7 protein-coding genes and 1 tRNA gene are annotated in these 7,047 nt (G+C 71.7%); 4 read left to right on the top strand and 4 right to left on the bottom strand.

Annotated features, from left to right (window positions below; translation table 11 throughout):
* On the bottom strand, positions 1–1,418 hold a 1,418-nt coding region (locus B8460_RS11645), incomplete at its 3' end, for a CoA-binding protein (protein ID WP_048861768.1).
* Between the two features lie 110 nt (positions 1,419–1,528).
* Here B8460_RS11645 and B8460_RS11640 point away from each other — a divergent pair.
* The 3 genes from B8460_RS11640 to B8460_RS11630 are packed head-to-tail and all read left to right on the top strand — an operon-like array spanning position 1,529 to position 4,603.
* Entirely contained in the window at positions 1,529–2,755 is a 1,227-nt protein-coding gene (locus B8460_RS11640; protein ID WP_048861767.1) for an acyl-CoA dehydrogenase family protein, read from the top strand.
* Positions 2,752–3,543 carry an SDR family NAD(P)-dependent oxidoreductase gene (locus B8460_RS11635; RefSeq protein ID WP_048861766.1) on the top strand — a complete coding sequence of 264 codons (792 nt, stop codon included), beginning with the start codon at positions 2,752–2,754 and terminating at the stop codon, positions 3,541–3,543. Before B8460_RS11640 ends, B8460_RS11635 begins: the two co-directional genes overlap by 4 nt.
* A gap of 16 nt (positions 3,544–3,559) precedes the next feature.
* Positions 3,560–4,603 (top strand): phosphotransferase, encoded by a 1,044-nt coding sequence (locus B8460_RS11630; RefSeq protein ID WP_048861765.1) that lies wholly within the window; start codon positions 3,560–3,562, stop codon positions 4,601–4,603.
* Positions 4,604–4,606: 3 nt separating this feature from the next.
* Here B8460_RS11630 and B8460_RS11625 read toward each other — a convergent pair whose 3' ends face one another.
* The 3 genes from B8460_RS11625 to B8460_RS11615 all read right to left on the bottom strand — a co-directional run bounded on the left by B8460_RS11625 (position 4,607) and on the right by B8460_RS11615 (position 5,889).
* Positions 4,607–5,359: a tyrosine-protein phosphatase gene (locus tag B8460_RS11625; RefSeq protein ID WP_048861764.1), complete on the bottom strand. Its 753-nt coding sequence runs from the start codon at positions 5,357–5,359 to the stop codon at positions 4,607–4,609.
* A gap of 183 nt (positions 5,360–5,542) precedes the next feature.
* Positions 5,543–5,716: a DUF1328 domain-containing protein gene (locus B8460_RS11620; RefSeq protein WP_048861763.1), complete on the bottom strand. Its 174-nt coding sequence runs from the start codon at positions 5,714–5,716 to the stop codon at positions 5,543–5,545.
* Between the two features lie 99 nt (positions 5,717–5,815).
* Positions 5,816–5,889, bottom strand: a tRNA-Gln gene (locus B8460_RS11615).
* 152 nt (positions 5,890–6,041) lie between these two features.
* On the opposite strand from B8460_RS11615, the gene B8460_RS11610 reads away from it, so the two are divergent.
* The coding region (locus B8460_RS11610) for a Ppx/GppA phosphatase family protein (protein ID WP_048861762.1) at positions 6,042–7,047 on the top strand (1,006 nt) is incomplete at its 3' end.

The raw sequence follows: 7,047 nt of genomic DNA, 5'->3' as shown, positions 1-7,047 counted from the left end.
GCGGGCGTGGCCGGCGCGTCGGGATGGGCCGCCCGCGCCGTCCGCTGCCACGCCGCCAGCGCCGCGAACGCGCCGGAGAAGGATCGGAACGCCGCCAGATGCGGCGATGCCTCGATCTCCGCGATGCCCGGCCCGGCCAGATGCTCGGTCGCCCAGATCATCACCACCGGCTTGCCGCAGGTCCGCGCGATCGCCTCGTACGCCGGCACGCGGTCGGCGGTCGCCTGGTACGAATAGACCTGCGGCACCACCAGCGCCGCATAGTCCGGACTGGCCAGCAGCGCCGTGCCGCACTCGTTCAGCGACGTGGCGTCGTTCAGCACCTGCGCCGTCACGTCGCACGGGTTGCGCGCCGCGCCGAATTCCGGGATGCGCGCCGCCAGATGGGCCCGCAGCGCCGCGTCCGGCTGCGGCAGCGCGACGCCGTGCTGCTCCGCCCGGTCCGCCGCCATGATCGCCGCCCCGCCGGACGTGGCCAGCACCGCGACCCCCGGCCCCTTCGGCCGCCCGGCCTTGGCGAAGAACACGGCGGTCTCCACCAGATGCTCGAACCCCTCGACCAGCACGGCGCCCTCGCGCCGGAACGCCGCCTCGTACGCCGCCTGCGCGCCGGCCAGCGATCCGGTGTGCGACAGCGCCGCCGTCGCCCCCTCGGTGCCGGTCGCGATCTTGAACACCACCAGCGGCTTGCCCGCCTCCCGCGCCCGCCGCGCCGCCGCCAGCATCCGCCGCGGATCGGACAGCCCCTCGAACACACAGGCGATGGCGGCGCAGCCCGGATCGTCGGCCAGATAGGCGACATAATCGGCGGCATCGACGTCGCACGAATTGCCGCTCGACAGGATGTGGCTCACCGCGACCCCGCGCACCGCCGCCTGCGCCAGCGCGAAGCCGAGCGCGCCGGACTGGCTGACGATGCCGATGGCGTGCGGACCGGGCTTCGGCGGCGGCACCACCGCCATGAAGGTGCTGCGCGCCTGCCGCGCCGTGGACAGGATGCCGATCGTGTTCGGGCCCACGATCGGCATGCCGTGCCGGCGCGCGATCTCGCCGAGGCGGGCCTGATCGGCGACCCGCTCCGGCAGGCCCATCTCGGCGTAGCCGGACGCGCAGACGATCACCCCGCCCACGCCGGCGGCCGCGCATTCGGCGACGATCGGCTCCACCTGGTCGCGGCCGGCGACGATGATCGCGCAATCCGGCGGCGACGGCAGCGCGGCGATGGACGCATAACAGGTCCGCGCCCCGATCCGCTCATACTTGCCGTTCACCGGCCAGACGGCGCCGTCATAGTCCGCGAGGTTGGCGAGGATGCGGTCGCCGAACGAACCCTGACGGGGCGAGGCGCCGACGACGGCGATGCTCGACGGCTCGATCAGGCGCCGCAACTGCGCATGCGTATACAAAGGACGTGTCATGCGGTGCGCTTCCCCCCTCGCTTCGTTGCGCGCGCCACCTGTTCGCGGCGCGCGGATTGACCATGGATAGGCCCGGCGCGACACTCCGGGCAAGGACGGGGGAGGACGCTATGGATTTCGCCTACACGGACAAGGTCAACGCGCTGCGCGAGCGCGTGCAGGCCTTCATGGACGAACACGTCTATCCGAACGAGGCGACGTATGCGGCGCAGATGGCGAACGCGCCCGACCGCTGGCAGCCGGTGCCGATCGTGGAGCAGCTCAAGCCGCACGCGCGCAAGGCTGGGCTCTGGAACCTGTTCCTGCCCGAAAGCCACTACGGCGCCGGGCTGACCAACCTCGAATACGCGCCGCTGTCGGAAATCATGGGCCGCGTGCCGTGGGCGAGCGAGGTGTTCAACTGCTCCGCCCCCGATACCGGCAACATGGAGACGATCGAACGGTACGGCAGCGCCGAGCACAAGAAGCGCTGGCTGGAGCCGCTGCTGGAAGGCGAGATCCGCTCCGCCTTCTGCATGACGGAGCCGGATGTCGCCTCGTCGGACGCGACCAACATCCAGACCCACATCAAGCGCGACGGCGATGATTACGTCATCAACGGCCGCAAGTGGTGGAGCAGCGGGGCGGGCGACCCGCGCTGCAAGATCTTCATCGTCATGGGCAAGACCGATCCGGCCAACCCGGACCGTCACCGCCAGCAATCGATGATCCTGGTGCCGCGCGACACGCCCGGCGTCGAGATCAAGCGGATGCTGCCGGTGTTCGGCTGGGACGACGCGCCGCACGGCCATGCGGAGATCGTGTTCAACAACGTCCGCGTGCCGGCCTCCAACATCCTGCTCGGCGAGGGCCGCGGCTTCGAGATCGCGCAGGGGCGACTCGGTCCGGGGCGCATCCATCACTGCATGCGCTCGATCGGCCTCGCCGAATACGCGCTGGAGAAGACCTGCAAGCGCGCGATCGAGCGCGTCCCCTTCGGCAAGCCGCTTGCCGATCAGGGCGTGATGATCGAACGCATCGCGGAGATGCGCATCCAGATCGACATGGCGCGGCTGCAGGTGCTGCACGCGGCGTGGAAGATGGACACCGTCGGCAACAAGGCGGCGCGGACGGAGATCGCGGCGATCAAGGTCGCGGTGCCGAACATGGCCTGCCGCGTCATCGACTGGGCGATCCAGGCGCACGGCGCGGGCGGCGTGACCTCCGATTTCGGTCTCGCCCGCATGTATGCGACCGCGCGCACGCTGCGCATCGCCGACGGGCCGGACGAGGTGCACCGCCACCAGCTCGGGCGGATGGAACTGGCGAAGTACAAGCCGGCGAGGCCGAACGCATGAGCGCGCAATCCTCGCTGTTCGACCTCACCGGCCGCGTCGCCGTCGTCACCGGCTCGTCCAAGGGCATCGGCCGCGCCATCGCCGAACGCCTCGCCGAGCACGGCGCGCGCGTCATCGTCTCCTCGCGCAAGGCCGATGCGTGCGAGGCCGTCGCCGCCGGCATCCGCGCCCGCGGCGGCGAGGCGGCGGTGATCCCCTGCAACATCTCGCAGAAACAGGCGCTGCAGGGGCTGGTGGACGAGACGATCGCGCTGTGGGGCGGCATCGACATCCTCGTCTGCAACGCCGCGACGAACCCGTATTTCGGCCCGTCCGCCGGCATCAGCGACGAGCAGTTCGACAAGATCATGGGCTCGAACGTGCGCAGCAACGTCTGGCTGTGCAACATGGTGATCCCCCAGATGGCGGAGCGCGGCGGCGGCTCCATCATCATCATCTCGTCCATCGGCGGGCTGCGCGGCTCGCCGGTGATCGGCGCCTACTGCATCTCAAAGGCCGCCGACATGCAGATCGCGCGCAACGTCGCGATCGAATGGGGCCACGCCAACATCCGCTGCAACTGCATCGCCCCCGGCCTGATCCGCACCGACTTCGCCCGCGCGCTGTGGGAGAATCCGGAGATCGAGCGCCGCCGCTCCGCCGACACGCCGCTGCGGCGCATCGGCGAGCCCGACGAGATCGCGGGCGCGGCCGTTTTCCTCGCCTCCGGCGCCGGCAGCTTCACCACCGGCCAGACCTTCGTCATCGACGGCGGCGTGACGGCGGGCTCGCCGGTCACGGCGGACTGAGCGCGGCGGACCGGCGATGACCGAAGGCGCCCCCGTCCTCGTCCCCGTGCTGCCGCAGCACCGCTTCGACGAGCACGCGCTCGCGACCTATCTGCGCGTGCGGCTGCCGGGGTTCGAGGCGCCGGTCGCGGTGCGGCAGTTCCAGGGCGGGCAGTCCAATCCCACCTACGCGATCGAGGCGGGACCGCATCGTTACGTCCTGCGCAAGAAACCGCCCGGCAAGCTGCTGCCCTCCGCCCACGCGGTCGAACGCGAATACACCGCCATGGCCGCCCTGTCGGGCACCGCCGTGCCGGTGCCGCCCGTGCGCCTGCTGTGCGAGGACGAGGGGGTGATCGGCACGCCGTTCTTCGTCATGGATCAGGTGGACGGGCGGGTATTCACCGATCTGCGCCTGCCGGCGCTGCCGCCCGACCAGCGCGCCGCCTGCTACGCCGACCTCATCCGCGTGATGGCCGCCCTGCACGCGATCGACCCCGCGCGTGTCGGCCTGGAGAAGTTCGGCCGGCCGGAGGGCTATGTCGCCCGTCAGGTCGATCGCTGGACGAAGCAGTACCGCGCTGCCGCCCTCGACCCGCTGCCGGCGATGGACCGGGTCATCGACTGGCTCGTCGCCAACGCCCCGCCCGACGTGGAGCGGGGGATCGTCCACGGCGATTTCCGCCTCGGCAACATGATCTTCCACCCGACCGAGCCGCGCATCGTCGCCGTGCTCGACTGGGAACTGTCCACGCTGGGCAACCCGCTGGCCGGCGACCTCGCCTATACCTGCCTGCCGTGGCACCTGCCGAAATCGGTGGGCGGCATCCTCGACCTCGACGCCCCCGGCGTGCCGGCGGAGGGGGAGCTGATCGCCGCCTATGCAAGCGCCCGCGGCTGGGACCAGGTGCCCGCGCTCGACTACTACCGCATCTTCGCGCTGTTCCGCTGGGCCGCCATCGCCGCCGGCGTCTATCGCCGCGCCCTCGACGGCAACGCCGCCGATGCCCGCGGCCTGGAAGCCGGCGCCAAATACGCCCTCCTGGCCGAAGCCGCCTGGGCGCTGGCGCAGCGCCTGTAGCGCCTATTCCAGCATCAGCGCCCGGAACGCCTCGCGTTCCGCCGGGCCCATGCCGAGCCGCGCCTCCATGAACGCCTCCGGGCTGCCCCAGTCGGCGCGGATCGTGTCGAACGCCAGCGGCAGCAATTCCTCGTGCACGCGCAGCAGCACCTCGGCGACCGGCGGCGGCAGGCGTTCGGCCAGCTCCGGGTCCGGCTTCCACAGCCGGTTGGTCGCCATGTAGTCGTCCATGATGTCGTCCCACGCGACGCCGAGCGCGGTCTGGATCAGCGCCGCGCCGAACCCGGTCCGGTCCTTGCCGGCCGAGCAGTGGAACAGCAGCCCGTGCCGCGACGGATCGCGGGCAAAGGCGAAGATCGTGCGGTACGGCTGCCAGCATTCGCGGCTGTAGGCCGCATAGGCGCGGCGGAGGATCGCCATCACGTCCTCGCCGGTCGCCGGCCGCGTCTCCTCGATCGCGCGCAGGGTCGCGCCCACGGTCGGCTCGATCGGCACCGGATGGACGGTCACGTGCGGCACCGACCCCAGCGGCGCCGGCGCCCGCGCCGCCTCCTTCAGGCCCCGCAGGTCGCAGATCGTGCGCAGGCCGAGGGCGTCGAGCGTCGCCACGTCGGCCGGCGTCATGCCGACCAGGGACGCGGAGCGGAACAGCCGCCCCGTCCGCACCCGCCGCCCGTCCGCACCCCGCCTGCCGCCGAGGTCGCGCACGTTGGTGGCACCCTCGAGGGGCACGAGGATCGGCAATGTCTCGCTCATAGAGGGATCATGCCATCACGCCGCGCCGCACAAAAGCGGCCGCATGGCGATACCGGGCATCGGGAAACGGGAAGGCAGCAAAGGCGGAAGGCGAGGCGGTGGGCGGAGGCGGTAAGTCAGGCAGCGCGGCCGTCCCGGCATGTCGCCGGACCCGGCCGCGCGCCCCGTATCAGCCGGGGAGCGTCACAAGATCGCCCGACCGGCCATCAGCCCAAGCACGAGGAAGACCAGGAAGGCGACGATGCACACGAAGAACAGGATCTTCGCGATACCCGCCGCCGCCACCGACACCCCGCCATACCCGAAGAATGCCGCGATCAGCGACACCACCAGAAAGAAGATCGCAAGTTTCAACATTGTTCCGTTACCACCGCAATGATACGCGGTCACAAACGCGCCCGCGCCGCCGTGGTTGCAGTCGTGTCATGGATCAAAGCGGGTGCCGCAAAACGCGGCTGGCTGGGGGACCTGGATTCGAACCAAGGCTGCCCGGGTCAGAGCCGGGAGTTCTACCGCTAAACTATCCCCCACCGTCCGGCGCGTGCCTCGCGGGAGGCAGGTGCCTAACACGGGGCGGGGCGGGGCGGCAATCCGGCGGGGGCGTGAGGGCGGCGCAGAACAGGCTTGCCGGGCCGGCAGCCCGGGTGGACACTCCCCATCTACACAGTGGAAGGCCAAGACGATGGTCCAAGCTGTCACATCGATCGACCCGTGCCGGGCGAAGGGGCCGCCCGCTTTCGCCGCCCTCGATCTCGGCACCAACAATTGCCGCCTGCTGGTCGCCGCCCCGCAGGGGCAGGGGTTCCGCGTGCTGGACAGCTACAGCCGCATCGTCCGCCTGGGCGAGGGGCTGCATGAATCGGGACGGCTGTCGCCGCCGGCGATGGAGCGGGCGATGGGCGCGCTGCAGGCCTGCGCCGCGCGCCTCGCCCGCCGCCCGGTGCGGCATCTGCGCGCGATCGCCACCGAGGCCTGCCGGCAGGCGGTCAACGGGGCGGAGTTCCTGGCCGAGGTCCAGCGCGCGACCGGGCTTGCCATCGACATCATCTCGACGCGGGAGGAGGCGGAGCTCGCCCTCGAATCCTGCGCGCCGCTGCTCGCGCAGTCGGCCGAGGCGGCGCGGCGGGCGCTGCTGTTCGACATCGGCGGCGGTTCGACCGAGGTCGCCTGGGTACGGCTGGAGCCGGACGGGCGGTGCAGCCTGATCGGCTATCACAGCCTGCCGGCGGGCGTGGTGACGCTGGCCGAGAAATACGGCCCGGCCGCGCAGACCCGAGAGGGCTTCGCCGCCATGGTGGACGACGTGGCCGAGCGGCTGCGCGGCTTCGAAGCGGTGCACTGCATCGCCCGCGAGATACGCGCGGGCGGGGTGCGGCTGCTGGGCACCAGCGGGACGGTGACGACCCTGGCCGGCATCGCGCTCGACCTGCCGCGCTATCGGCGGCCGCTGGTGGACGGGATGGTGCTGTGCCGGGCGGACGCGGACGCGGCGCTGGCGCGGCTGCTGGCGCTGGGGCCGGAGGGGCTGGCCGAGCATCCCTGCGTCGGGCCGGAGCGGGCGGCCTTCGTCCTGCCGGGCTGCGCCGTGTTCGCGGCCATCACCCGGCTGTGGCCGGCGGGGGACGTGGTGGTCGCCGACCGGGGCCTGCGCGAGGGCATGCTGCTGCGCATGATGCGCGCCGACCGGG

Source organism: Acidisphaera rubrifaciens HS-AP3 (assembly GCF_000964365.1).
In the GTDB taxonomy this organism is placed as follows: Bacteria; Pseudomonadota; Alphaproteobacteria; order Acetobacterales; family Acetobacteraceae; genus Acidisphaera; species Acidisphaera rubrifaciens.
Note: the sequence above shows the minus strand (reverse complement) of the source record. Positions and strands in the feature narration are given on the sequence as shown.

Bases quoted from the DNA above. Each gene is read 5' to 3' on its own strand.
- B8460_RS11640 (WP_048861767.1), top strand. From the start codon at position 1,529: ATGGATTTCGCCTACACGGACAAGGTCAACGCGCTGCGCGAGCGCGTG.
- B8460_RS11635 (WP_048861766.1), top strand. From the start codon at position 2,752: ATGAGCGCGCAATCCTCGCTGTTCGACCTCACCGGCCGCGTCGCCGTC.
- B8460_RS11630 (WP_048861765.1), top strand. From the start codon at position 3,560: ATGACCGAAGGCGCCCCCGTCCTCGTCCCCGTGCTGCCGCAGCACCGC.
- B8460_RS11625 (WP_048861764.1), bottom strand. From the start codon at position 5,359: ATGAGCGAGACATTGCCGATCCTCGTGCCCCTCGAGGGTGCCACCAAC.
- B8460_RS11620 (WP_048861763.1), bottom strand. From the start codon at position 5,716: ATGTTGAAACTTGCGATCTTCTTTCTGGTGGTGTCGCTGATCGCGGCA.